We start from the raw sequence: 26,714 nt of genomic DNA, 5'->3' as shown, positions 1-26,714 counted from the left end.
TCTCTCGACGTGCTCGTTTACTGCTCGGCCGTCGGGCCAGGATGCCGCGGCAAGGTGACGCTGATGCGGGTACCGCATTCGCGTTCCGGGTCTGCCGGGCTGTCTATGGTGATTTGCCCATAATGCTCTTCCACGATCGAATAGACCAGCGCGAGGCCCAGGCCGGTTCCTTTGCCCGGGTCCTTGGTGGTGAAGAACGGCTCGAACAGGCGGTCGATGATCGATTTGGGTATGCCGCTGCCTTCGTCCTCGACGATCAGGTCGACGGTTTGCTCGGAGGCTTCGCTGCGCACGCGGATCGCGCCGTTGGGCGGCGAGGCGTCGCGGGCGTTGGAGAGCAGGTTGATCAGCACCTGCGCCAGGCGCTGGGAGTCGCCTTCCACCCAGTGTTCCGGGTCGCACAGGTTGAAGAACTGCACGTCGACGCTGCGCTTGTTCAGCGAGAGCAGGCCGATGGCTTCCTGGGCGACGTCCGCCAGGCATACCGGCTCGGCCGCGACCTGTTTGCCGCCGGCGTGGGCGAAGCTCATCAGTGACTGCACGATGCGCGAGACGCGCTTGGTCTGCTCGAGGATCTGCCCGCTGATCTCGGTCAGTTCGCTATCGCCCTCGCGCTCTTCCCGCAGGTTCTGCGCCAGGCAGGCGATGCCGGTGATGGGGTTGCCGATCTCGTGGGCGACACCGGCGGCCAGGCGGCCGATGGAAGCCAGGCGCTCGGAGTGGATCAGCTTGTCTTCCAGGGACTGGGTTTCGGTGAGGTCTTCAACCAGCAGTACCAGGCCGCTGTTACCGGGCGCGAGCGGTTCCTCGATCGCCGCCTTGTGCAGGTTGAGCCAGCGGGTCTGGCCTTCGATGGACAGGCGCTGCTTGTGCAGGTGCTCGTCCGGCGCATCGATGAAGCCTTCCAGCAGGCCGCGCCACGGGTCGGGCAGGGCGGCCAGGCGGGAGCCGACCACGCGTTGCGCGCTGACGCCGGTGAGGTCCTCGATGGCGCGGTTCCACATGAGGATTTCCTGGTCCTTGGCCAGCGAGCAGACGCCCATGGGCAGGTCCTGCAGGGTCTGGCGGTGGTAGCGGCGCAGGGTGTCGAGTTCGGCGGCCAGGCCGGTGAGACGGGAGTGGTAATCCTCCAGGCGGCTCTCGATGAAGTGGATGTCCTCGGTGACGTAGGCTTCGCTGCTGGCCTTGTAGGGCAGGAAGGTTTCCACCATGTCCTGCGCCACGCTCGGCCCCATCAGGCCGGAGAGGTTCGCCTCGATGCGGTCGCGCAGACGGCGCAGGGCGTAGGGGCGGCGTTCGTCGAAGGGCAGGTGGAGGTCGCGAAGGGCCTGCTCCACTTCGCGCTGGGCGGTCTTCGCGCCCAGCGGCTTGGCCAGTTGGCTGGCGAATTCCTGCGGGGACACGGCGATCAGCTCGCGGCGCTGCGGGCGGCGGACATTGTCCACGGCGCAGGCTTCGGCGGCGCCCTTCTCTTCATCGCTGGCTTCGGTGAACAGCGAGACCAGGGTGAACACCAGCACGTTGGCGGCCAGCGAGGCGAGCGCCGCGAGGTGCCAGGTGGTGTCGTCCAGTACGTAGAGCGAGTTGAACAGCGGCAGATAGATGCTCTGCATGTTCGCGACCAGCGGGGTGAGCATGGTCGCGCCCCACACCAGCATGCCCGCCACCAGGCCGGCGATGAAGCCGCGGCGGTTGGCGGTCGGCCAGTAGAGCACGGCCAGCGCGCCGGGGAGGAACTGCAGGGTGGCGACGAAGGAGACGATGCCGAGGTTGGACAGGTCCTGCTCGGCGCCCAGCAGCAGGTAGAAGGCATAGCCGGCCATGATGATCGCGGCGATCAGGGCGCGGCGTGTCCATTTCAGCCAGCGGTAGATGTTGCCCTCGGCCGGCGGCTGGTAGAGCGGCAGCACCAGGTGGTTGAGCACCATGCCCGAGAGCGCCAGGGTCATCACGATGATCAGGCCGCTGGCGGCGGAGATGCCGCCGATGAAGGCGGTCAGCGCCAGCGCCGGGCTGTCCACCGAGATGCCCAGGCCGAGGGTGAAGTATTCCGGGTTGGTCGAGGCGCCCAGGTGCAGGCCGGCCCAGAGGATCGGCGGCACTGCCAGGCTCATCGGCAGCAGGAACAGGGGCAGGCCCCAGCTGGCGCTGAGCAGCGAGCGCGGGTTGAGGTTCTCGGTGAAGGTCATGTGGAACATGTGCGGCATCACGATGGCCGCGGCGAAGAACACCAGCAGCAGCGTGCGCCAAGGGCCTTCGGCGAGTGGCGTGTGCAGGGTGCTCAGTGCTTCCTGGTTCTGCAGCAGCCAGACTTCCAGGCCGTCGGGGCCGCCGAACACGCCATACAGCGCGAACAGGCCGATGGAGCAGAGCGCCACCAGCTTCACCAGCGACTCGAAGGCGATCGCCATCACCAGCCCTTCATGGCGCTCGCGGGTGGCGATATGGCGCGCGCCGAAGAGAATGGCGAACAGCGTAATCAGCGCGCAGAACGCCAGCGCCGCGCGGTTGGGCTCCGACTCGCGGGTGAGGATGCTGATCGAGTCGGTGACTGCCTGGATCTGCAAGGCCAGCATCGGCAGCACGCCGATCAGCATGAACAACGTGGTCAGCGCACCGGCCCAGGTGCTGCGGAAGCGGAAGGCGAACAGGTCGGCCAGCGAGGACAGCTGGTACGCCCGCGTGATGCGCAGGATCGGATAGAGCAGCACCGGGGCAAGCAGGAAGGCTCCGGAAACGCCCAGGTAGATCGCCAGGAAGCCGTAGCCGTACTGGTAGGCCAGCCCGACCGTGCCATAGAACGCCCACGCGCTGGCATACACGCCCAGCGACAGGGTGTAGATCAACGGGTGGCGCACCAGCCGGCGCGGGATGAAGCCGCGCTCGGTGATCCAGGCGACACCGAAAAGGACCATCAGGTAAGCGGCGCTGATCAGGATCAGCTGGGTGAGGCTAAAGCTCGTCAGCATCGCGCTGGCTCTGCAGGATGAAGGTGACGACGATCAGGATCAGCCACAGCAGATACGGGCGGTACCAGGCGCCGTGGGGATCGATCCACCAGTCCATGATGGCCGGTGAGAACAGGTAGATGCCCACGACCAGGAGCAACACCAGTCGGTAGATGTACATGTCGTCTCTCTCTTGGTTCGGCGGGCAGGCTACCTGTGCGCACAGTCGCCGGCAAGCCGACCCGGCTCTTGCCGAAGGAGCGGCAGACCTTGTGGGAGCGAGCGTGCTCGCGAACAAGCCCCCGCAGCGGGATTCGGGTTCGCGAGCAAGGGCTAGGCGCCCCCCCCCTCGGTCCTGCGAAGAGCCGCTGCTGTTTACCAGTCTAGAGCTGCGCGTCTTCCAGCGTCAGGCTATGGGGGATGGCGTCGGCATTCCAGTGCCTGATGCCCCAGGTGAGGACATCACCCGGAGCGCCTTGCGCCAGCCCGGCGGGCGGATTCTGACCCAGCGCCTTCAGGGCGCGTACCAGCAGCGGCGACGCCTGTGCGGCTTCCAGGGGCGGCGAGCGGTAGGACTTGCCCAGCTTGTGGCCATCGGGCTGGATGATCAGCGGGACGTGCAGATAGCGCGGCGCGGCGATGCCCAGCAGTTCCTGCAGATAGAGCTGGCGCGGGGTGTTGTCCAGCAGGTCGGCGCCGCGGACGATGTCGGTGACACCCTGCCAGGCATCGTCCAGCACCACCGCCAGTTGATAGGCGAACAGCCCGTCGCGGCGGCGGATGATGAAGTCACCCACTTCGCGGCCCAGATGCTGGTGGAATTCGCCCTGCAGGCGGTCGGTGAAGCGATAGTCCAGTTCCGGCACGCGGATGCGGATGGCGACGTCGCCGTGCCAGTCATGCTGGGCGTCGCGGCAGGTGCCGGGATAGATGCCGTTACTGCCTTCGAGCTGCTTGCGCGAGCAGGTGCAGGCGTAGGCCAGGCCGCTGCGCAGCCATTGTTCGACCTGCGCGGAGTAGGCTGCGTGGCGGTCGCTCTGGCGCTCCACCGGGCCGTCCCACTCGAAGCCGTAGCGTTCCAGGGTTTCCAGGATGGCCGCCTGGGCGCCGGGCATTTCCCGTGGCGGGTCGAGGTCTTCCATGCGCACCAGCCACTTTCCACCCACCGAGCGCGCATCCAGGTAGGAAGCGACAGCGGCCACCAGCGAGCCGAAGTGCAGGTAGCCGCTGGGCGTGGGGGCGAAGCGTCCGATGTACTGGGTGGCGGGCATGGCGGCTCATCAGATGGCAGCAGAAACGAAACGGGGCGCCGCAGCGCCCCGTTCGGGATCAACCAGGCTCAGGAGCCCAGCTGCTTTTCCTTGATTTCCGCCAGGGTCTTGCAGTCGATGCACAGGGTGGCGGTGGGGCGGGCTTCCAGACGGCGGATGCCGATCTCGACGCCGCAGGAATCGCACCAGCCGTAGTCGTTGTCTTCGATCAGTTGCAGGGTCTCGTCGATCTTCTTGATCAGCTTGCGCTCGCGGTCGCGGGCGCGCAGCTCGAGGCTGAACTCTTCTTCCTGGCTGGCACGGTCGGCCGGGTCCGGGAAGTTGGCCGCTTCGTCCTGCATGTGGTGCACAGTGCGGTCCACTTCTTCCATCAGCTCAACTTTCCATTTGTTGAGGATGGAGGTGAAGTGCGCGCGCATGCGATCGCTCATGTACTCCTCGCCCTTGGTTTCCTGGTAGGGCTCGAAGCCACGAATCAGTTGGCTGCTCTGTTGTTTTGCTTTGGTGGGCATGGATGACCGCCTCTCACTCTCGCTAATCCTCTCGCGGATGGTCCCTCTCCGGCACCGCCGGCCCCGCGCTCGCAGCGGGCGAACTTACCAGAACGATAACGGGGACGCTACTCCCGGTTGTCGAGGCTGGCAGTGCCCGCACATACCTGACTGCCAGCTTGCCGACCCACTGGTCGCGACCAGCGAGTTTCTCGGCAAACCTTCGCAGAATCGCTGGTGTTTGCCAGACGAAGCCTGCAAATTCCCAAGCGCCACACTGTCTATGCGCGGCTGCCCAGTATCCATCAGTGGCCTGTTAGAATCCCGGCTCTGTCGCAAAGTTCGGAATATTGCATGGCCACCACCTTCAGTGCGCGCAGTCGCGCCATCGAACCCTTCCACGTCATGGCGCTGCTGGCGCGGGCCAACGAGCTGCAGGCCGCGGGCCACGACGTCATACACCTGGAAATCGGCGAGCCGGACTTCACCACCGCGGCGCCCATCGTCGAGGCCGGGCAGCAGGCCCTGGCAAATGGTCACACGCGCTATACCGCCGCACGTGGCCTGCCGGCTCTGCGCGAAGCCATTGCCGGCTTCTACGCCCAGCGCTACGGCCTGTCGATCGACCCGCAGCGCATTCTCGTCACGCCCGGCGGGTCCGGCGCCCTGTTGCTCGCCAGCAGCCTGCTGGTGGACCCGGGCAAGCACTGGCTGCTGGCCGATCCGGGGTACCCGTGCAATCGCCACTTTCTGCGCCTGGTGGAAGGCGCCGCCCAGCTGGTGCCGGTCGGCCCGGAGAGCCGTTACCAGCTCACCCCGGAGCTCGTCGAACGGCACTGGGATCAGGACAGTGTAGGCGCTCTGGCCGCATCGCCGGCGAATCCTACGGGCACCCTCTTGCACAAGGATGAACTCGCCGCGCTGTCGTCCACACTCAAGGCGCGCGGCGGCCATCTGGTGGTGGACGAGATCTACCACGGCCTGACCTACGGCATCGACGCGTCCAGCGTCCTGGAGGTGGATGACGACGCCTTCGTTCTCAACAGTTTCTCCAAATATTTCGGCATGACCGGCTGGCGCCTGGGATGGCTGGTGGCGCCGCCGGATGCAGTGGGGGAGCTGGAGAAGCTGGCGCAGAACCTCTACATCAGCGCGCCGAGCATGGCCCAGCACGCCGCGCTGGCCTGCTTCGAGCCGGCCACCCTGGCGATCCTCGAGGAGCGCCGCGAAGAATTCCGCCGCCGCCGTGACTACCTGCTGCCGGCATTGCGCGAGCTGGGCTTCGGCATCGCCGTGGAACCGGAAGGTGCCTTCTATCTGTACGCGGATATCAGCGCCTTCGGCGGTGACGCCTTTGCCTTCTGCCAGCACTTCATCGAGACCGAGCACGTCGCCTTCACGCCCGGCGTCGACTTCGGGCGTTACCAGGCGTCGCACCATGTGCGTTTCGCCTATACGCAGAGCGTCGAGCGCCTGCAGCAGGCGGTGGAACGCATTGCCCGCGGCCTCAAGACCTGGCGCCCCTGATGCGCTTCGAGCCGGCGCTGGAAGAGGCGCGCCTGATCAAACGCTACAAGCGCTTCCTGGCGGACATCGAGACCGCCAGCGGCGAATTGCTCACCATCCACTGCCCGAACACCGGCTCGATGCTCAATTGCATGAGCGAAGGTTGCCGCGTCTGGTTCAGCCGCTCCGATGATCCCAAGCGCAAGCTGCCCGGTACCTGGGAACTGGTGGAGACGCCGCAGGGCCGCCTGGCTTGCGTTAACACCGGGCGGGCCAATCGGCTGGTGGAAGAGGCGCTGCTGGCCGGTACGGTGACCGAGTTGGCCGGCTTCGATGAACTGCGCCGCGAGGTTGCCTACGGGCAGGAAAACAGCCGCGCGGACTTCCGCCTGATGTACGCCGGCAAGCCGGTGTTCGTGGAGGTGAAGAGCGTGACCCTGGGCTTCGACGACACCACCGTCGCCGCCTTCCCCGACGCCGTTACCCAGCGCGGCGCCAAGCACCTGCGCGAACTGGCGGCGCTGGCGCGCGACGGTATGCGCGCGGTGCTGCTGTATGCGGTGAACCTGTCGGAGATCGAAGCGGTGCGCCCGGCGAAGGAGATCGATCCGGCCTATGCGGCGGCGCTGGCCGAGGCGCGTACTGCTGGAGTGGAAGTGCTGGCGTATGGGGCGCGGATTGATACCCAGGAGATGTTTCTGGACCGGCCGCTGAAAGTGTTGCTCTAGTCGCTCGCGAACCGGCCCGGAACCGTTCCTATCCTGGGTCGCTTTCGTCCAGCCAGATCCCCTGTTCATCCTCTCGGCAGGGCAGCGCTTGCAGAACATCCCCCAGGCACGGCCCCTGGATGCACTCGCCGGTCTCGATCAGGAACAGCGCGCCATGATGGCCGCATTGCAGCAGGCGGCCGCTGTCATCGAGAACGTTCTCGGCATCGTAGCCCAGGGGGATTTCCCGGTGCGGGCAGCGGTTGCGGTAGGCGTACACGCGGCCTTCGCGGCGCACGGCGAAGAGGTTCAGGCCGGCGGCCTTGAAGCCCCGGCTCTGGCCTTCGGCCAGGTCATGCGGGGCGCAGAGCAGGATCATTCGACACGGTCTCCATCAGGGCAGCCATTATCCGCGCGTGGATGGCAGGACCGGAAGAGGGTGCACTTCCGTGTGCTGAAGTTGGTGCTCGCCGGGAGCCCGGCGAAATCGGCGCCGACCTTAAGCCTCTCTGCAATCTAATGCAAATAATTATCAAATAGATTTCCTGATTTCCCTGTGGCAAGGTTCGTCCATGCTGCCGCACCGCGGCAGGCCACCTTTCGAACGAGGAATTCTGCAATGACGACCCTGACTGCGCCGGCCTCCGAGCTGTACCGCGCCTGGCAAGCGCTGCGCGCCGAGAAACCGCGCCTGCGCGCCCGCGATGCGGCGCACCACCTGGCCGTGAGCGAAGCCGAGCTGACGGCCAGCCGCCTGGGGGTGGACGCCGTACGTCTGCGCACCGACTGGGCCGAGCTGCTGCCGGCACTGGGCGAGCTGGGGCAGATCATGGCGCTGACCCGCAACGAGCATTGTGTGCACGAGCGCAAGGGGCCGTACCGCGACGTGACCGTTTCCGCCAATGGCCAGATGGGCCTGGTGGTTTCCCCGGACATCGACCTGCGCCTGTTCCTCGGCGGCTGGGCCAGCGCCTTCGCCGTCAGCGAGGAGACCGCCCACGGTACCCAGCGCAGCATTCAGGTCTTCGACCGCCAGGGCACCGCCGTGCACAAGGTGTTCCTCACCGAGCAGAGCGACCTCGCCGCCTGGGACCCGCTGGTGCGCAGCTTCACCGCTGCCGAGCAGCGCGCCGATCTGGAGCTGGTACCGCTCGAGCCCAAGGCAGTTGCGCTGGCCGACGGCGAAATCGACGTTGCTGCCTTGCGTGAGGGCTGGGCGGCCCTGAAGGACACCCACCATTTTTTCGCCTTGCTGAAGAAGCACAAGGTCCAGCGCACCCAGGCGCTGCGCCTGGCCGGCCGCGAGTGGGCCGAGCCCCTGGATACTGCCGAGCTGCCGCGCCTGCTGGAGGCTGCCGGTGCAAGCCAGTTGCCGATCATGCTCTTCGTCGGCAACGCCCATTGCATCCAGATCCACACCGGCACCGTGGAAAACCTCAAGTGGATGGACAACTGGTTCAACGTCCTCGATCCGCTGTTCAACCTGCATCTGAAGACGCCGGGCGTGGTCGAGTTGTGGCGCGTGCGCAAGCCGAGCAGCGATGGCGTGATCACCAGCTGGGAAGCCTTCGATGCTCAGGGCGAATTGGTGCTGCAAGTGTTTGGCGCACGAAAGCCGGGAGTTCCGGAGTTGCAGGGCTGGCGCGAACTTGCTGAATCCTTCCCGGCACTCTGAGGGCCGACACGATGAAGAAAGCTTCCATGACTGCCCGTCCGCTGCTGGCCGGGCTGCTCACCGGCCTCTGCCTGACGGCCACCAGCGCGCTGGCCGATGCGCTGCCGCAGCGCTGGGTGAGCGCTGGTGGTTCGCTCAGCGAATGGGTCGTTGCCCTGGGGGGCGAGGCCAAGCTGGTCGGCGTCGATACCACCAGCCTGCATCCGGCTTCGCTGCAGGGGTTGCCGAAGATCGGCTACCAGCGACAGCTCGCCGCCGAAGGCATCCTGGCGCTGCAGCCGGATATTCTGCTGGGCAGCGAGGAAATGGGCCCGCCGCCGGTCCTGCAGCAATTGCGTGCCGCGGGCGTGCGGATCGAAACACTGTCGGCCAAGGCTGACGAAAAGACCGTGCACGACACTATCCAGCGCCTGGGCGAACTGCTCGGCGCGGTGGACAAGGCGAAACGGGCCGAGTCGGACTTCGATGCACGCCTTGCCGCGCAGGACGCCTGGGTGAAGAAGGCCCAGGCCGCACAGGCCGCTCCCGGTGTCGTGCTGCTGGTCGGGCATGCCGGCGGCAACCTGCTGGTGGCCGGGCAGGACACCTCCGGCGACTGGCTGATCCAGCATGCTGGCGGCCGTAACCTCGCTACCCATACCGGCTACAAGACGCTCTCCAGCGAGGCGCTCACCGCGCTGAACCCGCAGGTGGTGGTGCTCAGCGACCGCGCCCTGGACGGCGACAAGGCACGTGCCGCATTGACCCAGCAGAATCCCGGCCTCGCCGCGACCAGCGCAGTGCGCGAGGGCCGCGTGCTGGTGCTCGACCCGACCCTGCTGGTCGGTGGCCTCGGTCCGCGCATCCCCGACGGGCTGGCTAGCCTCGCCCAGGCCTTTTATCCTTCCGCGCAGGCCCTGAACACGGAAAGTCGTCCTTGACCCGGATCGTTACCGCTCGACCGTTGTTCCTGTTCCTCGGTTTTCTCCTGCTGCTGGTCGTCTGGCTCTCACTGGCCCTCGGGCCGGTGAGCCTGCCGCTGGGCGATACCCTGCGCGCGCTGGCGCACATGCTCGGGCTGCCGGTGTCCGTCGACGGGCTCGGCCAGGCTGAACTGATCGTCGGGCAGATCCGCCTGCCGCGCACCTTGCTGGGCATCGCCACCGGCGGCGTGCTGGCGCTGGCCGGTGTGGCGATGCAGGGCTTGTTCCGCAACCCGCTGGCCGACCCCGGCCTGATCGGAGTTTCCAGCGGTGCCGCGCTGGGGGCCGCCATTGCCATCGTCTTCGGCGCCTCCATCGGCGGGCTGCCGGAAGTCTTTGCTCCTTATTTGTTGTCTGCCTGCGCCTTTGTCGGTGGCCTGCTGGTGACGGCGCTGGTGTATCGGCTGGGTCGCCACAATGGCCAGACCAGTGTGGCAACCATGTTGCTGGCCGGCATCGCGCTGACGGCATTGGCCGGCGCGCTGATCGGGCTGTTCACCTACCTCGCCGACGACGCCACGTTGCGCACGCTGACCTTCTGGAACCTCGGCAGCCTCAATGGCGCGAGCTACCCGCGTCTGTGGCCACTGCTGCTGATCACGTTGCTGGTAGCCTGCTGGTTGCCGCGTCGGGTGAATGCGTTGAATGCGCTGTTGCTGGGTGAGTCCGAGGCGCGCCACCTGGGCTTCGACGTCGAGCGACTGAAAATCGAACTGATCCTCTGCACTGCCCTCGGTGTGGGCGCGGCGGTGGCGGCGGCCGGGATGATCGGCTTCATCGGCCTGGTCGTGCCGCACCTGCTGCGGCTGATCGTCGGCCCGGATCACCGCGTGCTGCTGCCGGCATCGATGTTCGGCGGTGCGATCCTTCTGCTATTGGCCGACCTGATCGCTCGCCTGGCGCTGGCGCCGGCGGAGCTCCCGATCGGCATCGTCACTGCGCTGATCGGCGCGCCGTTCTTTCTCTATCTGCTGGTCCGGGGGCGCTCCTGATGCTGTGCGCAGACAAGCTGCGGGTGAATCGCGGCTCCCAGGTCGTCCTGCAGGATGTGAGCGTGACGCTGCAGCCGGGCGAAGTGCTCGGTGTGCTCGGCCCCAACGGCGCGGGCAAGAGCACGCTGCTCGGCGCCTTGAATGGTGAATTGCCGCTTACCAGCGGAGCGGTGAGCCTCGACGGTCGCCCGCTGGAGTCGTGGCAGGGCCCCGAGCGCGCGCGGCGGCTGGCTGTTCTGCCGCAATCGTCCTCGCTGAACTTCGCCTTTTCCGTCGAGGCGGTGGTGGGGTTCGGCCGGCTGCCTCACGACACTGGCCGCCAGCGCGATGAAACAATCATCCGCGAAGCGATGCGCGCCGCGGATGCCTCGCACCTTGCCGGGCGCAGCTACCTGGCGCTGTCCGGCGGTGAGCGCCAGCGCGTGCACCTGGCTCGGGTGCTGGCGCAGCTCTGGCCGGGCGGAGAGGAGCAGATCCTGCTGCTGGACGAACCGACGTCCGCCCTCGACCCGTTGCACCAGCACACCACGCTGCAGGCTGTGCAAGAGTTCGCCGGGCGTGGCGCGGCAGTGCTGGTCATCCTGCACGACCTGAACCTTGCGGCGCGCTACTGTGACCGCCTGTTGTTGCTGCACGAGGCGCGTGCACATCTGCTCGGCACGCCGCGCGAGGTGCTTCAGGCCGAACCCCTGCGCACGGTCTTCGGCCTCGACGTGCTGGTTCAGGAGCACCCGGAGCGCGGCCATCCGCTGATCATCGCGCGCTGATAGGAGTCGCCATGAAGAAGGTCCTGCTCGTCCCGCTGCTGGCGTTGCTCGCTGCCTGCCAAGGCCAGGTGGCTGCGCCGCCGCTGCCAGACTGGCAAAGCCCGGAAGAGCGCGACAGCGCCGCGCTGGGGGTGATCCGCGATCTGCGCAGCGGCGAGCAACTTTCCCCCGCGCAGCTGCTTGATCGACTTGCAGCGGCACCGCGGGTAATCGTTGGTGAGCAGCACGACAATCCGGATCACCATGCCCTCGAGCTCTGGCTGGTGCGCGCCCTGGCCGAGCGTCGCCCGAGTGGCAGTGTGCTGCTGGAAATGCTCGCCCCTGACCAGCAGAGCGCAGTCAGCGCCGCCCAGGCATCCGCCGCGAAGGGCGACATGCCAAACGACCTGATCGCTGCGCTGCGCTGGCAGCCGGGCTGGGACTGGTCACAATACGGTCCGCTGGTGATCTGGCTGGTGAAGCAGCCGGCGCCACTACTGGCGGCCAACCTGGATCGTGACGAGATCATGAAGATCTACCGGACCAAGCCGCAGCTGCAAGGCTCGGCGTCTACAGCAGCGTCGGTGCGCAATGCATTGCTGGAGGACATCCGTGGTTCCCATTGTGGCCTGCTGCCCGAGAGCCAGTACCCGGCGATGCTGGCGGTGCAGCAGCAGCGCGACCGGCGCATGGCCGAAGTTTTCAAGGCAGCTCCTGAACCCTCCGTGCTGATCGCCGGCGGCTTTCATGCGCGGCGCGATCTGGGAGTGCCGCTGCATCTGAAGGATATCGACGCGGCGCAAGGGCTGAAGGTGGTGATGCTGGCGGAAGTCGGCAAGCCCGTGGAGCCCGGCCAGGCGGATTACCTGTGGTATACGCCGGCCCAGCCCGCCACCGATTACTGTGCGCAGATGCGCGGTAGCCTGTAAGTCACACGACGGAGCCGGAAGGCTCCGTTTTTCATAGGCTCGCTGTCAGAACGACGCGCAAGAAATCGCGGGCAAAAAAGACCCGGCAAAGTGCCGGGTCTAAAACCGTGATTAGCCTGATGAGGAGATAATCTGAAGAGTCCGACTGCGTGGTCTCTCTAGCTTATCCAACTGGCCTCGCAGCCAGTTGTTGTAATAATAACCATTATCATTTGAGAGTCAACAGCTTTTCTGCGACTGATGCGAAGTTTTTTCTGCGGATTGGCGATGGGGCGGAAAGGTAAAAACCGGGGCAAAAAAAAGACCCGGCAAAGTGCCGGGTCGAAACCGTGATTAGCCTGATGAGGAGATAATCTGAAGAGTCCGACTGCGTGGTCTCTTGAGGTTATCGATCTGGCCTCGCGACCAGATGAATCAATAATAATCATTATCATTTGAGAGTCAACCTCTTTTCTGCAGATTTTTTCTCATCGACGAATGAGCTACCGCGGTAACGAAAAAGCCCGGCGCAAGGCCGGGCTTTCTCAAAGGGCTGAGGCTCAGTCCGGCTGGCGCTGCAGGCGCAACTGGGTGACTTCCTTGTTCAGCAGGTCGATGCGGCGTGCCATGCCCTCGATGAGGCTGTGGGCGATGCGCGGGTTGCTCTGCATCAGGCTGAGGAACTGGTCCTTGGGGATCACCATCACGGTGCACGGCTCGCTGGCGATGACCGACGCGCTGCGCTTCTCGCGGGTGAACACGGCCATGGCGCCGAAGATTTCGTCCTTCTGCACGTCACCGACCTTCTGCCCATCGACGAAGGCCTCGGCGTGGCCTTCGATGATGATGAACACGTGCTCGGCGTCATCACCCTGCTGGATCAGCTGCGCGCCGGCGGCGAAATGCTGGAAGCCGGTAGCCGGGCGGATTTCCGGTTGCTTGAGGTGCGCCAGCGCGTCGGACAGCAGCGCGGTGTGGCCGATCAGGTAGTGCAGGAACTGCTCCTGGCGCTCCTCGTCGCTGTGGATATGGCGGAACACTTCGCTGCGCGAATAGGGAATCAGGCACAGAGGTTCTTCGCTGACGTAACGGCACGGTGGCAGCTCGATACCCTGGCGCAGGCCGACCAGGTCGCCTTCCTGCAGGTAGAACAGCGGGCGCTCATCCACCAGCGCATGGACCAGGCCATTCTCGATGAGGAACAGATGCTTGCCGGGCAACTCGCCTTCCAGGTCGTCGGATCGCTCCAGGCGGATGGCTTCGCCAGCGGGTTCCAGGCCGGCGAGCAATTGCGCCGGAATGCCCTGCAGGCGATTGATCAGTCGATCGGCGTAGGCAGGTTGTTCACCGAGTAGGTACATGGCCGTAATTCCTTGATATGGCGACGGTCGAGGGCGCACGAAGGGCCCTGAGACCATAAGCGGACAGGCACCTTGCGTAAACATTTTCCCACAGAGCTTGTGAGCTAGCTCTTGTTACGTGCGGGAAATGTCTCAAGCTCGCCGAGAAGGGCTGCCTTGTGCGCGGGAGGAAGGTCGTTCCAGTGCACATCCAGCAGGGCACCCTCGATGGCGTAAAGGAGCACCTTGGAGGCACGGAAGCCCCGGGCGCGCACGGCCCGGTAAGCGCCGACCGCCCCCAGACGGCGCAGGTCGCCAGCGTTGTGGATGCCCACGGCGTGGAGCCACTGGGCAGAGGTCTTGCCGAGGTTCTTCAGGTGCAGCAGTTCGTCGTTCATCGTCGGTCCTTGCGATGGGCACGATGGGTGTCAGGTCTTGAAAAGGCCGAGAACTGCTCGTAGCGGCCGGACACACCCTGGAAGTGTAGCGGTGGATGAGAAAAGCGTGGCGTTGTGACATCGCCCTGAAAGCGGGGCAGGGCGATGTGGCGCAGGCAGGGCGCGCCGTGCGGCGCTGCCCACCGGCCGGAGTCATCGCGTGGCGGTGATTCCGGCCGACAAACGGTGGATCAGAGGCCCGGCAGGCGCTGGCGGATGCTGGCGACCAGGGTGTCGAGGCTGGCGGCGTCGGGGGTGTCGACGCGCTTGCTGTGTTGCTGCTCTTCGGCGCTGAGAGGGTCGCGACTGGCCTGCTGCGCCTGGATCACTTCCAGGGTCGCGTCGGAGGGGTCATTGCCCTCGGCCTGACGCTGGGTCAGCCAACTGCTGATCACCGCTTCCGGCGCCTGGCAGTCGAGGATCAGGAAGGGCACCCCGGTTTCCTCGGCAATTTCCCAGGCAGCGGCACGTTGCTCCTGCTTGAGGAAAGTCGCGTCCAGCACGACCGGGTAGCCGGCACGCAGGATATCAACGGCCAGCTCGTTGAGGCGTTGGTAGGTCGCGGTGGTGGCGTCGCCAGCATAGATGCCGGCCTTCAGTTGGCCTTGCTGGTCGGCCTGCTGTTCGCCGAACAGGCGCTTGCGCTCCACGTCCGAACGCAGGCGAATGGCGCCCAGTGCTTCTACCAGCCGCAGTGCGACCTGGCTCTTACCGACGGCGGAAACACCGACGGTCACCGCGAGGAAGCGCGAGGGAATGGCGCTGTAGCTCTCCGCCAGGTTGGCGTAGTTGCGATACTGGCGCAGCGTCGCGGCCTTCTGCACGGCGTCAGTCTGGTGCGCCAGGCTGAACAGCGCGATCTTGGCGCGGACCAGGGCGCGGTAAGCCTTGTAGAAATTCAGCAGGGCCAGCGACTGGTAGTCACCGGTGTATTCCAGGTACTGGCTGACGAAGCGTCGCGACAGGCACTTCAGGCCGCGGTCTTCCAGGTCCATGGCGAGGAAGGCGTAGTCGGCGGTGACATCGGTGAAGCGGAAGGGCTCGTTGAACTCGATGCAGTCGAACAGCACTACCTTGCCGTCGATGATCGCGGCGTTACCCAGATGGATGTCGCCGTGGCATTCGCGGATGAAGCCATTGGCCTTGCGCTGCTCGAACACGCCGTGCAGGCGCTCGAAGCTGGACTCCGCCCAGGCCTCCAGGGCATCCAGTTGCAGCAGGTCGGCTTTGTCCGAGAGCAGCGGACGGATCTGTTCGAAGTTCTGCCGCACCGGCGCCAGGCAGGCGTCCGGAGTGCCTAGTGGGTGCTCGCTGGGGACGACCGGGGTGCGCAGGTGGAAGTCGGCGATCTGATGGGCAAGGCCGTCGATATGCTGGGCGCTAAGTTCGCCGCGGGCCTGAACTTCGCTGAGCAACTGGCTCTGCGGGAATTCGCGGCACTGGATCATGTATTCGATGGCCGGGCCGTCGCCGCCGATCTGCGGGGCGGATTCGCTGCCGGTAATGGCGATGACGTCGAGGTACAGGCCTTCGGTCAGACGCTGGTTCAGGCGCAGCTCTTCCTCGCAGAAGTGCTTGCGCTTGGCAAGGTCGGTGAAGTCGAGGAAGCCGAAGTTCACCGGTTTCTTGATCTTGTAGACATGGGAGCCAGTGAGCAGCACCCAGGAAATGTGGGTTTCGATGACCCGGAAACCGTCGACCGGATGGGGGAAGAGGGCGGGGTTCTGCAGGGCTGCGAGTAGGGTCTGGCTCACGTGATGTCCTTTCCGGTCGAATTTTCTAAAGGCGGGCATTATGGCGGCTGGGTCGGCAGGTGCAAACTCTGCAGCCGGCCGGCAACCAAATGGCCATCGCGGGGTCATAGCTCGGCCACTGCCGTTCTTGTTGGATGCGCGGCAGTTCGCATCAAGCCCGGACGCCCGCTGGAGCGGCGTCTGTCTCCTGTGGACAAAGTACGTATAATGCGCCGCCATGACGCGTCCCCGATCTTCCAAACCTCGTAAAAAAAGCGGCAAATCGTCGCCTGCCATGCGCAAGTGGCTGGGCTGGGCTCTCAAGCTCGGTCTGGTTGGTGTCGTGGTGCTGGCCGGTTTTGCCGTGTACCTCGATGCGGTTGTCCAGGAGAAATTCTCCGGCAAGCGCTGGACCATTCCCGCCAAGGTCTACGCCCGGCCGCTGGAGCTGTTCGTCGGCCTGAAACTGGGCAAGGACGACTTCCTGCGCGAGCTGGATGCGCTGGGCTATCGCCGCGAGGCCTCGGTCGCAGGCCCTGGCGCCGTGTCGGTGTCCGGCAACGCCGTCGACCTCAATACCCGTGGCTTCCAGTTCTATGAAGGCGCCGAGCCTGCGCAGCGCATTCGCGTGCGCTTCTCCGGCGACTACGTGGCTGGCCTGAGTCGCGCCAATGGTGGCGACCTCGCTGTCGCGCGCATGGAGCCGCTGCTGATCGGCGGCCTGTATCCGGCACATAACGAAGACCGCATCCTGATCAAGCTGGATCAGGTGCCGCCTTACCTGATCGATACCCTGGTGGCCGTGGAGGACCGCGACTTCTGGACCCACCACGGAGTCTCGATCAAGTCCATCGCCCGGGCGGTCTGGGTCAACGCCAGCGCCGGCCAGCTGCGCCAGGGTGGCAGCACGCTGACCCAGCAACTGGTGAAGAACTTCTTCCTGACCAACGAGCGCAGCCTGTCGCGCAAGCTCACCGAAGCCATGATGGCGGTGCTGCTGGAACTGCATTACGACAAGCGCGAAATCCTCGAGGGCTACCTCAACGAGGTGTTCCTCGGTCAGGACGGCCAGCGCTCGGTGAACGGCTTCGGCCTCGCCAGCCAGTACTTCTTCAGCCAGCCGCTATCGGAGCTGAAGCTGCCCCAGGTGGCTTTGCTCGTTGGCATGGTGAAGGGGCCTTCCTATTACAACCCGCGTCGGAATCCGGAGCGTGCGCTGGAACGCCGCAACGTGGTGCTCGACGTGCTTGCCGAGCAGGGTGTGATCACCGCCCAGGAAGCGGCTGCCGCCAAGCAGGCGCCGCTGGGTGTGACCACTCAGGGCAGCATGGCCAACAGCTCCTATCCGGCCTTCCTCGACCTGGTGAAACGCCAGTTGCGCGAGGACTATCGCGACGAGGACCTGACCGAAGAAGGCCTGCGGATCTTCACCAGCTTCGACCCCATCCTGCAGATGAAGGCCGAGTCCGCCGTCAGCGAAACCTTCAAGCGCCTGGAAGGCCGCAAGGGCGTCGCCGAGACCGAAACCGCGATGGTCGTGACCAACCCGGAAACCGGCGAAATCCAGGCGCTGCTCGGCAGCCGTGACCCGCGCTTCGCCGGCTTCAATCGTGCGGTAGATGCGGTGCGGCCGATCGGTTCGCTGGTCAAGCCGGCGGTCTACCTGACCGCGCTGGAGCGTCCGAGCCAGTACACCCTGACCAGCTACATCCAGGACCAGCCGTTCCAGGTGAAGGGCAAGGATGGCCAGGTGTGGACGCCGAAGAACTATGAGGGCACCGCCAACGGCACCATCTTCCTCTACCAGGGGCTGGCCCGTTCGCTGAACCTGTCCACGGCCAGGCTGGGTCTCGACCTGGGCGTGCCGAACGTCCTGAAGACGCTGGAGCGCCTGGGCGTGTCGCCGAATTGGCCGGCCTATCCGTCGATGCTGCTGGGCGCGGGCGCGCTGAGCCCGATGCAAGTGGCGACCATGTACCAGACGATTGCCAGTGGCGGCTTCAATACCCCGCTGCGCAGCATCCGCAGTGTGCTGGCGGCCGACGGGCAGCCGCTCAAGCGTTATCCGTTCCAGGTCCAGCAGCGTTTCGATCCGGGCGCCATCTACCTGCTGCAGAGCGCCATGCAGCGCGTGATGCGCGAAGGCACCGGGCGCTCGGTCTACAACCAGTTGCCGGCGTCCCTCACCCTGGCGGGCAAGACCGGTACCACCAACGATTCTCGCGACAGCTGGTTCTCCGGTTTCGGCCAGGACCTGCTGGCGGTGGTGTGGATCGGTCGCGACGACAATGGCAAGACTCCGCTCACCGGTGCCACCGGTGCGCTGCAGATCTGGACCAGCTTCATGCGCAAGGCCAATCCCGCGCCGCTGGACATGCCGATGCCGGATAATGTCGTGCAGGCCTGGGTCGATCCGCATACCGGGCAGGGCACTGACGCCAACTGCCCGGGCGCAGTGCAGATGCCTTATATTCGTGGAAGCGAACCTGCGCTGGGCGCAGGTTGCGGAAACCAGACGCCAGCCGGCGAAGTCATGGACTGGGTGCGCGGCTGGTTGAACTGATGCAAGAGGATTGGAAGTGAGAAAAGCTTGGTTTGCAGCGTCGGCGACTCTGGCGCTTCTGTCCGGTTGTGCGACCCCGCAGCAGGGTGCGATTCCCGTGCAGGACTCCGGTACCTCCGTCTCCAACTCGGAGCGCGTTGGCCGCAGCGGTGGCAACACCCAGGCGCCAGTTCGTGCCGGTGCCGGCCAGAGCATCCCGCAGGGTGACTCCGGGGTTACCGTGATGGTCCCGCAGGATGCCGGCATGGCGCCGATCCAGACTTTCCCGGCGCAGAGCGGCGCCGCGCCGATCAGCACCTCGCCGATGACCACGGCGCCGGGAGCAACGGGAACGAGCTACTCGCAGCAGCCAATCTCCACCAGTGGTGGCATCACCTCCAATGGTGGTTTCCAGTCGCAGACCTACCAGCAGCCGATCAATCAGGCTCAGCAGGCTGCGCCGACCACCCAGAACTACCAGGGGCCTTCCGGCATTCCGTCGAGCAACACTGGCCTCTCGGCGGACGAGCAGCTGGATGGACCGGTGCTGGCGCTGCTCACCTCCGCCTCGCAGCAGCAGGGTGGTGGTGACCTCAACGGCGCTGCCGCCAGCCTGGAGCGCGCCCAGCGCATTGCTCCACGCGAGCCGCAGGTGCTCTACAAGCTGGCCCAGGTGCGCCTGGCACAGGGCGATGCTGCGCAAGCCGAACAGGTGGCGCTGCGTGGCCTGTCACTGGCCAACGGTCGCCCGACCATGCAGGCCAGTCTGTGGGATCTGATCGCCAAGTGTCGTGACCAGCAGGGCAATACCGCTGGCGCCGCCGAGGCACGGCAGAAAGCCAAGGTGACCCTGTAATGGACGGGCGCGTGCTGGCCGTCGCCGATCAGTTGCTGCTGATCGAGCGGGAGCTGCGTGCAATCGGTCTGTGGGGAAGCGAAAGCCCGTCGCCGGACAGGCTTTCCAGCGTCGAACCCTTCTGCGTGGATACGCTGGCGCTGGAGGAGTGGCTGCAGTGGATATTTCTGCCGCGGATGAAGCTGATCATCGAGAGCGGCGCGGACCTGCCCACTGCCTCGGGGATCCGTGCCATCGCGGAAATGGCTTATGCCAATGAGGGCGCGCGGGTGGCTGGTCTGCTCGATGCGCTCGGCGCCTTCGACCAGTTGATCAGCCCGACGCCCTGAGCGGGCGTCAGTTGCAGTTCTCGCGCAGGCTCTTTTCGCTGGCCGCGATACGGTCCTGACGTTCCTCTTCGGTGATGCGGCGAAGCTCGCCCTCACCATTGTCCACGCGGATGCGCGGATTGTTCTTCAACTGGGCCATGTCGTTACGTAGTTTGTCGCACTGCTTGAGGCGTTCGGCTTCCTGCTGCGCGACTTCCTGGCGCACCTTTTCGTCGGCGGCCTTCTGCTTTTCGTCCGCGCTGGGCGCGAGTTTCGGCAGGGCGTCGGCGGGCGGCGGGAAGTTGCTGCTGGCCTTGGGCGGTGCGGTGTTGGTGTTCACGGTGGCAGCATCGGCACCTTGTGGTGGCTGTGCCCCGAAGTGGGTGATGCCCTGGGCATCGACCCATTTGTAGACCTGCGCGGCCATCACGGTCGGGGCCAGTGCGAGCAGCAGGCTGCCCATGAAAATCGTCCGTCGCATGCTTTGTCGATCCTTGGGGTGCGGAGTCTGTCGGTAACTATAACCAAATCGCGGGCTTATTCACTCTGAGAAAGTTCACATCCCCGCTTCATTCAAAGCCATATATGGCTTGACTTGGCCGCTTCGTTTCAGAAGAATCCAAGGTTCGCTGCAGTGGGCCGGCCGCAAGCTGGTTTTACTCGGCAGACAAGAGGTGCTACCCGCGCCGCAAAGTTTCACCCTGTTTCGCGTTACCTCGCGCTGGGTGGAGGCTCTCCGTAACACAAACAGGAGTGTCTCCAGGTTCTGCTCAATCGGCAGTCGACGTAGCCGGCGATTACATTCGCCCATGTCTGCCGGGCAGCCATCCAAGTCGGTCCCCCACGTTGGGGGTTTCCGTATATAGCGTTCTAGAGGTGACAACGTGGAACTTTTATCCGGCGCTGAAATGGTCGTCCGCTCCCTGCGTGACGAAGGCGTTAAGTACATCTACGGGTACCCGGGCGGTGCCCTCCTGCATATCTACGACGCTCTCTTCAAAGAGAACGAAGTAACCCACATCCTGGTTCGCCACGAGCAGGCCGCTACCCACATGGCCGACGGCTATGCGCGGGCCACCGGCAAGCCCGGCGTGGTGCTGGTGACCTCCGGTCCCGGCGCGACCAATGCCGTCACCGGCATCGCCACCGCCTACATGGACTCCATCCCGATGGTGGTGATCTCCGGCCAGGTGGCGAGCAACATGGTTGGTACCGACGCGTTCCAGGAAACCGACATGGTCGGTATCTCCCGCCCGATCGTGAAGCACAGCTTCATCATCAAGCACCCGTCGGAAATCCCTGAGGTCATCAAGAAGGCCTTCTATATCGCCCAGTCCGGCCGTCCCGGCCCGGTGGTGATCGATATTCCGAAGGACATGGGCGATCCGACCCAGAAGTTCGAATACAACTACCCGAAGAAGGTGAAGCTGCGCTCCTACAGCCCGGCGGTCCGTGGCCACTCCGGCCAGATCCGCAAGGCCGCCGAGATGATGCTCGCCGCCAAGCGCCCGATCATCTACGCCGGTGGTGGCGTGATCATGGGCAATGCCGCCGAGCCGCTGACTGAGGTCGCGCGCATGCTCAACGTGCCGGTCACCAACACCCTGATGGGCCTGGGTGGCTATCCGGGTACCGATCGCCAGTTCGTCGGCATGCTCGGCATGCACGGCAGCTACACCGCGAACCTCGCGATGCACCACGCTGACGTGATCTTTGCCGTCGGCGCGCGTTTCGACGATCGCGTGATCAACGGCGAGACCGCAGCCAAGTTCTGCCCGAATGCCAAGATCATCCACGTCGACATCGACCCGGCCTCGATCTCCAAGACCGTCAAGGCCGACATCCCGATCGTCGGCCCGGTGGACAGCGTCCTGACCGAAATGGTCGCGATCCTCAAGGAAATCGGCGAGACCCCGAACAAGGAAGCCCAGGCGGCCTGGTGGAAGCAGATCGAGGAATGGCGTGGCACCCGCGGCCTGTTCCCCTACAGCATGGGCGACGGCAGCATCATCAAGCCGCAGACCGTGATCGAGACCCTCTGCGAAGTCACCAACGGTGATGCCTTCGTCGCTTCCGACGTGGGTCAGCACCAGATGTTCGCGGCGCAGTACTACCGCTTCAACAAGCCCAATCGCTGGATCAACTCTGGTGGCCTGGGCACCATGGGCTTCGGCTTCCCGGCCGCCATGGGTGTGAAGTTGAACTTCCCTGACGCAGACGTTGCGTGCGTGACCGGTGAAGGCAGCATCCAGATGAACATCCAGGAGCTGTCCACCTGCCTGCAGTACGACCTGCCGGTGAAGATCGTCAACCTGAACAACGGTGCGCTGGGCATGGTCCGCCAATGGCAGGACATGCAGTACAACAGCCGCTACTCGCACTCCTACATGGAATCGCTGCCGGACTTCGTCAAGCTGGCTGAAGCGTATGGCCACGTCGGCATGCGCATCACCGACCTGAAGGACCTGAAGCCGATGATGGAAGAAGCCTTCGCGATGAAGAATCGCCTGGTCTTCCTCGACATCCAGGTTGATACCAGCGAGCACGTCTACCCGATGCAGATCCGCGGTGGTGCGATGCGCGACATGTGGCTGAGCAAGACGGAGCGTACCTGATCATGCGACACATCATTTCCCTGCTGCTGGAAAACGAACCCGGCGCGCTGTCCCGCGTCGTCGGCCTGTTCTCCCAGCGCAACTACAACATCGAAAGCCTGACCGTCGCCCCGACCGAGGACCCGACGCTGTCGCGCCTGACCCTGACCACCGCCGGTCAGGACGAAGTCATCGAGCAGATCACCAAGAACCTCAACAAGCTCATCGAGGTGGTAAAACTGGTGAATCTCTCGGAGAGCGCGCATATCGAGCGCGAGCTGATGCTGGTGAAAGTGAAGGCTACCGGCGCCCAGCGCGCCGAGGTCAAGCGCACCACCGACATCTTCCGCGGACAGATCGTCGACGTCACCAGCAGCGTCTACACCGTGCAGCTGGCCGGCACCAGCGACAAGCTGGACAGCTTCATCCAGGCCATCGGCACCGCGTCGATCCTCGAAGTTGTCCGCAGCGGCGTCACCGGTATTGCCCGTGGCGACAAGACTCTCAGCATCTGATTTGAAATACGGCCCACGAGGCCAACTGACAGGGGATTACCCAAATGCGCGTTTTCTACGATAAAGACTGTGACCTCTCCATCGTTCAGGGCAAGAAAGTTGCCATCATCGGTTACGGCTCCCAGGGCCATGCACACGCCTGCAACCTGAAAGACTCCGGCGTCGACGTCACCGTCGGCCTGCGTGCGGGTTCTTCTTCCGTTGCCAAGGCTCAGAACCACGGCCTGAAAGTCGCCGAAGTGGCCGAAGCCGTTGCCGCTGCCGACCTGGTCATGATCCTGACTCCGGACGAGTTCCAGGGCCGTCTGTACAAGGACGAGATCGAGCCGAACCTGAAAAAAGGCGCCACCCTGGCTTTCGCCCACGGCTTCTCCATCCATTACAACCAGGTCGTACCGCGCGCTGACCTCGACGTGATCATGATCGCGCCGAAGGCCCCGGGCCACACCGTACGCTCCGAGTTCGTGAAAGGCGGCGGCATCCCCGACCTGATCGCGATCTACCAGGACGCTTCGGGCAATGCCAAGAACGTCGCTCTGTCCTACGCCTGCGGCGTTGGCGGCGGCCGTACCGGCATCATCGAAACCACCTTCAAGGACGAGACCGAAACCGACCTGTTCGGCGAGCAGGCCGTTCTGTGCGGCGGTTGCGTCGAGCTGGTGAAAGCCGGTTTCGAAACCCTGGTCGAAGCCGGTTACGCTCCGGAAATGGCCTACTTCGAGTGCCTGCACGAACTGAAGCTGATCGTGGACCTCATGTACGAAGGCGGCATCGCCAACATGAACTACTCGATCTCGAACAACGCCGAATACGGCGAGTACGTAACCGGTCCGGAAGTGATCAACGCCGAATCCCGTCAGGCCATGCGCAACGCTCTGAAGCGCATCCAGGACGGCGAATACGCCAAGATGTTCATCTCCGAAGGCGCTACCAACTACCCGTCGATGACCGCCAAGCGCCGCAACAACGCCGCTCACGGTATCGAAGTCATCGGCGAGCAACTGCGCGCCATGATGCCGTGGATTGCTGCCAACAAGATCGTCGACAAGACCAAGAACTAAGGTCCTTTCGACAAACGAGGAAACGCGGCGCTTGCCGCGTTTTTTCGTTTAGGGGCGGTGATCTGGTATAAAGCGGGGGTGCCGGACGTGTCCACGCAAAAGCGTGCACCGGCAAATCTCAGCCTCAACGAGTTCTCAAGGAATCGTCCATGAGTGAAGGTCACGAGGAGCCGAACAAGGCTTCCGACACCGAAGAAAGTCTGCTGCCCATCGATGAGCACATCGAAGAGGGCCATGACGCAGAAGGTCGCAAGGTTCGTCATCGCGGCATCTACCTGCTGCCTAACCTGTTCACTACTGCAGCACTGTTTACCGGCCTCTACGCCATCATCAATGCCATGAACGGCGATTTCTCCAACGCCGCCATCGCCATCTTCGTCGCCATGGTCCTCGACGGCCTCGACGGTCGTGTGGCCCGTCTGACCAATACCCAGAGTGCTTTCGGCGCCGAGTACGACTCGCTGTCCGACATGGTCGCCTTCGGAGTAGCTCCGGCGCTGGTCGCTTTCGAGTGGGCGCTGAGCAGCCTGGGCAAGGTCGGCTGGATGGTCGCCTTCATCTATGTTGCTGGTGCCGCTCTGCGTCTGGCGCGTTTCAATACCCAGGTGGGCAAGGCTGACAAGCGCTACTTCATCGGTCTGGCCAGCCCGGCTGCCGCGGCGCTGGTTGCCGGTACGGTGTGGGCGTTCGCCGACTTCGACGTTCAGGGCGCCAAGGTTTCCCTGCTGGTTGCGCTGATGGTCGCCGCCGCCGGCATGCTGATGGTCAGCAATATCAAGTACTACAGCTTCAAGGATCTTGACCTGCGCGGCCGCGTGCCGTTCATGGCAATCCTTGTAGTGGTGCTGGCATTCGCCGTGGTCTTCACCGACCCGCCGCGCATCCTGCTCCTGCTGTTCCTTGCATACGCAACCTCCGGCCCGGTGCAATACTTGTTGCAATTGCGCCGTCGCAAGCAGCCGCCTGCCGTGTAATTTCCAGCGGGCTCCGCAGTCTACTGGCGCATACAGCCAGTTGTTGCGGAGCCCGTCATGCTGATCAAGTCGTCCCGCCTTTCCGATTGCCACGAATCGGAAGTCATGCCCGAATCCCTCTATCTCTCCCGTCGCCACTTTCTCGGTGGTGCGATGGCGGCTGCGGCTCTATCCGGATTGCCGCGTCTGGGTTTTGCCGAGGGCGGTCGCTATGCCGATGTCGCCGAAGCGGCTGCCCCTTCCTGGCTCACGGAAAAGCTCGCCGCTACACGCTGGGATGCCGTCACGGTAAAAGATGAAGCCATCACACCGTTCAAGGACGCGACCACCTACAACAATTTCTACGAATTCGGCCCGGACAAGGGGGATCCCGCTGCCAATGCGGGTGCCTTGAAGACCGAGCCATGGTCCGTAGTGATCGATGGGGAGGTGGGTAAACCCGGCAAGTACGCGCTCGAGGACTTCATCAAACCCTATCTGCTGGAGGAGCGCGTCTACCGATTGCGCTGCGTCGAGGCTTGGTCGATGGTCATTCCGTGGATCGGCTTTCCGATCTCCGAGCTGATCAAGCGGGTCGAACCGACCAGCAAGGCGAAATACCTGCGCTTCGAAACCCTGGTGGATCGCAAGGATATGCCGGGTGTGCAATCCAACTTCGCCTTGATCGATTGGCCCTATGTGGAAGGGCTGCGCATGGATGAGGCGATGCATCCCTTGGCGATTCTGGCTGTCGGCATGTACGGCCGGGTACTGGCGAACCAGAACGGAGCGCCGCTGCGTCTGGTGGTGCCGTGGAAATACGGCTTCAAGGGAGCCAAGTCCATTGTGCGGATCAGCTTCGTCGAGGAGCAGCCGAAGACTACCTGGCAGAGTCTGGCTTCGGACGAGTATGGCTTCTATGCCAACGTCAATCCGACGGTAGACCATCCGCGCTGGAGCCAGGCGCGCGAACGTCGTCTGCCCAGTGGACTATTCAGCCCCAATGTTCGTCCTACCCTCATGTTCAACGGCTATGCCGATGAGGTCGCTTCGCTTTATGCGGGCATGGATCTGAGGAAGGACTACTGATGCGCTATCCGTTCTGGCGGGCCGGGGTATTTCTGGCTGCATCGGCGCCGCCACTCTTCTGGCTGTACCAGGCTTGGATCTTCGATCTGGGGCCGGACCCGGGCAAGGCGCTGGTGGACAGGCTGGGCCAGGGCGGTCTCGTCCTGTTGCTCATTACCCTGGCGATGACGCCTCTGCAGAAAGTCACCCGGTGGGGTGGCTGGGTACAGGTTCGCCGCCAGCTGGGTCTCTGGTGCTTCACCTATATAGTGCTGCACCTGAGTGCCTATGCCGTCTTCATCCTTGGGTTGGACTGGGCCCAATTGGGAGTGGAGCTGAGCAAGCGGCCCTACATCATTGTCGGCTTCGGGGCGTTCCTCGGGTTGCTGGCCCTGGCTATCACTTCCAACCGCTACAGCATGCGAAAGCTGGGGGCGAGCTGGAAGAAACTGCATCGCCTGATATATGTCATCCTCGGTTTGGGGTTGTTGCATATGCTGTGGGTCGTGCGGTCTGATCTGGAACGCTGGGCGGTCTATGCGATCGTAGGGCTTGTACTGATGCTCCTGCGCACGCCTCCGATAGCTCGTCAGCTGCCTCGATTGCGCAGTCGACCGACCGCCGGCTGAAGAAAGTTTAAATTAGTCGTTGACGGCCAATTTAAACTCCCTATAATGCGCACCACTCCCAGTGACGAAGCGCTGAAAGAACTTGAAAATCAAGTACTTACAGAGATTAGAGGTTGGGAGTGGTGATCAGGCAGGTGATTCGCTTGCCGCTCTTCATTAGCTGCTCCGGCAGCGAGCTGAAAAGAAGGTCGCCGAGGTGCTTGACAGTGAGTTTGATCGCTGTAGAATGCGCCTCCCGCTGATGAGAGGTTTGACTTCTCGGAAGCCCAAGCGATTGAGTAGAAAAGAAATTTTCGAAAAATAAAGCTTGACGAAAGATGAGGTTAGCGTAGAATGCGCGCCTCGGTTGAGACGAAAGCCTTAACCAGCTGCTCTTTAACAAGTTGAATCAAGCAATTCGTGTGGGTGCTTGTGATGTAAGACTGATGATCGACTGATTATCAGCAACGCAAGTAACACTCGTGAATTCGAG

General features: G+C 64.0%; 25 protein-coding genes. 16 read left to right on the top strand and 9 right to left on the bottom strand.

Translation table 11 applies throughout. The features are described 5' to 3' along the window. Positions 1-17 precede the first annotated feature (17 nt). From GJV37_RS21730 to dksA, 4 genes are all read right to left on the bottom strand, one after another. Positions 18-2,969 (bottom strand): sensor histidine kinase, encoded by a 2,952-nt coding sequence (locus tag GJV37_RS21730; protein WP_054910799.1) that lies wholly within the window; start codon positions 2,967-2,969, stop codon positions 18-20. Further along, complete coding sequence (locus tag GJV37_RS21725; protein WP_015478907.1) at positions 2,953-3,129, bottom strand: hypothetical protein; 177 nt, start codon at positions 3,127-3,129, stop codon at positions 2,953-2,955. The genes GJV37_RS21730 and GJV37_RS21725 overlap by 17 nt, the downstream gene beginning before the upstream one ends. A 202-nt stretch (positions 3,130-3,331) precedes the next feature. Beyond that, positions 3,332-4,219, bottom strand: a complete 888-nt coding sequence (gluQRS, locus tag GJV37_RS21720) for a tRNA glutamyl-Q(34) synthetase GluQRS (RefSeq protein ID WP_170859959.1) — start codon at positions 4,217-4,219, stop codon at positions 3,332-3,334. A 68-nt stretch (positions 4,220-4,287) separates the two neighbouring features. Continuing rightward, the gene (dksA, locus tag GJV37_RS21715) at positions 4,288-4,731 is read right to left on the bottom strand and encodes an RNA polymerase-binding protein DksA (protein WP_015478905.1); all 444 of its coding nucleotides are present in this window, start codon (positions 4,729-4,731) and stop codon (positions 4,288-4,290) included. A 333-nt stretch (positions 4,732-5,064) separates the two neighbouring features. Here dksA and GJV37_RS21710 point away from each other — a divergent pair, with 333 nt between their 5' ends. After that, complete coding sequence (locus GJV37_RS21710; protein WP_024765345.1) at positions 5,065-6,237, top strand: pyridoxal phosphate-dependent aminotransferase; 1,173 nt, start codon at positions 5,065-5,067, stop codon at positions 6,235-6,237. After that, positions 6,237-6,944, top strand: coding sequence for a DNA/RNA nuclease SfsA (gene sfsA / locus GJV37_RS21705; RefSeq protein WP_065085380.1), 708 nt, complete (start codon positions 6,237-6,239; stop codon positions 6,942-6,944). Before GJV37_RS21710 ends, sfsA begins: the two co-directional genes overlap by 1 nt. A 28-nt stretch (positions 6,945-6,972) precedes the next feature. Here sfsA and GJV37_RS21700 read toward each other — a convergent pair whose 3' ends face one another. Then, positions 6,973-7,302: a Rieske (2Fe-2S) protein gene (locus GJV37_RS21700; RefSeq protein ID WP_065085379.1), complete on the bottom strand. Its 330-nt coding sequence runs from the start codon at positions 7,300-7,302 to the stop codon at positions 6,973-6,975. A gap of 240 nt (positions 7,303-7,542) precedes the next feature. Here GJV37_RS21700 and GJV37_RS21695 point away from each other — a divergent pair, with 240 nt between their 5' ends. The 5 genes from GJV37_RS21695 to GJV37_RS21675 are packed head-to-tail and all read left to right on the top strand — an operon-like array spanning position 7,543 to position 12,227. Then, positions 7,543-8,598 (top strand): hemin-degrading factor, encoded by a 1,056-nt coding sequence (locus GJV37_RS21695; RefSeq protein ID WP_170859960.1) that lies wholly within the window; start codon positions 7,543-7,545, stop codon positions 8,596-8,598. Positions 8,599-8,624: 26 nt separating this feature from the next. Next, positions 8,625-9,518, top strand: a complete 894-nt coding sequence (locus tag GJV37_RS21690) for a heme/hemin ABC transporter substrate-binding protein (protein WP_024765349.1) — start codon at positions 8,625-8,627, stop codon at positions 9,516-9,518. Positions 9,519-9,568: 50 nt separating this feature from the next. Further along, complete coding sequence (locus tag GJV37_RS21685; protein WP_089285844.1) at positions 9,569-10,552, top strand: FecCD family ABC transporter permease; 984 nt, start codon at positions 9,569-9,571, stop codon at positions 10,550-10,552. Beyond that, positions 10,552-11,319 carry a heme ABC transporter ATP-binding protein gene (locus GJV37_RS21680; RefSeq protein ID WP_037014309.1) on the top strand — a complete coding sequence of 256 codons (768 nt, stop codon included), beginning with the start codon at positions 10,552-10,554 and terminating at the stop codon, positions 11,317-11,319. The genes GJV37_RS21685 and GJV37_RS21680 overlap by 1 nt, the downstream gene beginning before the upstream one ends. Before the next feature lie 11 nt (positions 11,320-11,330). Continuing rightward, positions 11,331-12,227, top strand: a complete 897-nt coding sequence (locus GJV37_RS21675; RefSeq protein ID WP_170859961.1) for a ChaN family lipoprotein — start codon at positions 11,331-11,333, stop codon at positions 12,225-12,227. Between the two features lie 539 nt (positions 12,228-12,766). Here the strand turns inward: GJV37_RS21675 and GJV37_RS21670 are convergent. The 3 genes from GJV37_RS21670 to GJV37_RS21660 form a co-directional block, all read right to left on the bottom strand. Continuing rightward, on the bottom strand, positions 12,767-13,567 hold the full coding sequence (locus GJV37_RS21670; protein WP_024767177.1) for a Crp/Fnr family transcriptional regulator: 801 nt from the start codon (positions 13,565-13,567) through the stop codon (positions 12,767-12,769). A gap of 104 nt (positions 13,568-13,671) precedes the next feature. Continuing rightward, on the bottom strand, positions 13,672-13,944 hold the full coding sequence (locus GJV37_RS21665; RefSeq protein WP_024767178.1) for a TfoX/Sxy family protein: 273 nt from the start codon (positions 13,942-13,944) through the stop codon (positions 13,672-13,674). 230 nt (positions 13,945-14,174) lie between these two features. Then, positions 14,175-15,737 (bottom strand): bifunctional aminoglycoside phosphotransferase/ATP-binding protein, encoded by a 1,563-nt coding sequence (locus GJV37_RS21660; protein ID WP_170859962.1) that lies wholly within the window; start codon positions 15,735-15,737, stop codon positions 14,175-14,177. A gap of 217 nt (positions 15,738-15,954) precedes the next feature. On the opposite strand from GJV37_RS21660, the gene mrcB reads away from it, so the two are divergent. From mrcB to GJV37_RS21645, 3 genes are read left to right on the top strand one after another with little or no spacing between them, the layout of a single operon-like run. Continuing rightward, positions 15,955-18,279: a penicillin-binding protein 1B gene (gene mrcB, locus GJV37_RS21655; RefSeq protein WP_024767180.1), complete on the top strand. Its 2,325-nt coding sequence runs from the start codon at positions 15,955-15,957 to the stop codon at positions 18,277-18,279. A gap of 16 nt (positions 18,280-18,295) precedes the next feature. Continuing rightward, on the top strand, positions 18,296-19,114 hold the full coding sequence (locus GJV37_RS21650; protein WP_170859963.1) for a tetratricopeptide repeat protein: 819 nt from the start codon (positions 18,296-18,298) through the stop codon (positions 19,112-19,114). After that, positions 19,114-19,443 (top strand): YqcC family protein, encoded by a 330-nt coding sequence (locus tag GJV37_RS21645; protein ID WP_024767182.1) that lies wholly within the window; start codon positions 19,114-19,116, stop codon positions 19,441-19,443. Before GJV37_RS21650 ends, GJV37_RS21645 begins: the two co-directional genes overlap by 1 nt. A gap of 7 nt (positions 19,444-19,450) precedes the next feature. Here GJV37_RS21645 and GJV37_RS21640 read toward each other — a convergent pair whose 3' ends face one another. Continuing rightward, a complete protein-coding gene (locus tag GJV37_RS21640; protein ID WP_065085374.1) occupies positions 19,451-19,903 on the bottom strand; it encodes a DUF4124 domain-containing protein in 453 nt (150 codons plus the stop codon). A 403-nt stretch (positions 19,904-20,306) separates the two neighbouring features. Between GJV37_RS21640 and GJV37_RS21635 the strand changes: the two genes are divergently transcribed. The 6 genes from GJV37_RS21635 (at position 20,307) to msrQ (ending at position 26,242) form a co-directional block, all read left to right on the top strand. Continuing rightward, positions 20,307-22,037, top strand: a complete 1,731-nt coding sequence (locus GJV37_RS21635) for an acetolactate synthase 3 large subunit (RefSeq protein ID WP_024767184.1) — start codon at positions 20,307-20,309, stop codon at positions 22,035-22,037. Between the two features lie 2 nt (positions 22,038-22,039). Then, on the top strand, positions 22,040-22,531 hold the full coding sequence (ilvN, locus tag GJV37_RS21630; RefSeq protein WP_017516326.1) for an acetolactate synthase small subunit: 492 nt from the start codon (positions 22,040-22,042) through the stop codon (positions 22,529-22,531). 44 nt (positions 22,532-22,575) lie between these two features. Beyond that, positions 22,576-23,592 carry a ketol-acid reductoisomerase gene (ilvC, locus tag GJV37_RS21625; RefSeq protein WP_017516327.1) on the top strand — a complete coding sequence of 339 codons (1,017 nt, stop codon included), beginning with the start codon at positions 22,576-22,578 and terminating at the stop codon, positions 23,590-23,592. 149 nt (positions 23,593-23,741) lie between these two features. Beyond that, on the top strand, positions 23,742-24,566 hold the full coding sequence (pssA, locus tag GJV37_RS21620; RefSeq protein WP_017516328.1) for a CDP-diacylglycerol--serine O-phosphatidyltransferase: 825 nt from the start codon (positions 23,742-23,744) through the stop codon (positions 24,564-24,566). A 57-nt stretch (positions 24,567-24,623) separates the two neighbouring features. Next, entirely contained in the window at positions 24,624-25,634 is a 1,011-nt protein-coding gene (gene msrP / locus GJV37_RS21615) for a protein-methionine-sulfoxide reductase catalytic subunit MsrP (protein WP_170859964.1), read from the top strand. Continuing rightward, a complete protein-coding gene (gene msrQ, locus GJV37_RS21610; RefSeq protein WP_170859965.1) occupies positions 25,634-26,242 on the top strand; it encodes a protein-methionine-sulfoxide reductase heme-binding subunit MsrQ in 609 nt (202 codons plus the stop codon). The genes msrP and msrQ overlap by 1 nt, the downstream gene beginning before the upstream one ends. Positions 26,243-26,714 lie beyond the last annotated feature (472 nt).

The sequence above is a fragment of the Pseudomonas nitroreducens genome, assembly GCF_010994165.1.
Classification (GTDB): domain Bacteria; phylum Pseudomonadota; class Gammaproteobacteria; order Pseudomonadales; family Pseudomonadaceae; genus Pseudomonas; species Pseudomonas nitroreducens.
The sequence above is the reverse complement of the archived record's forward strand: the minus strand, read 5'-3'. Positions and strand labels throughout refer to the sequence as shown.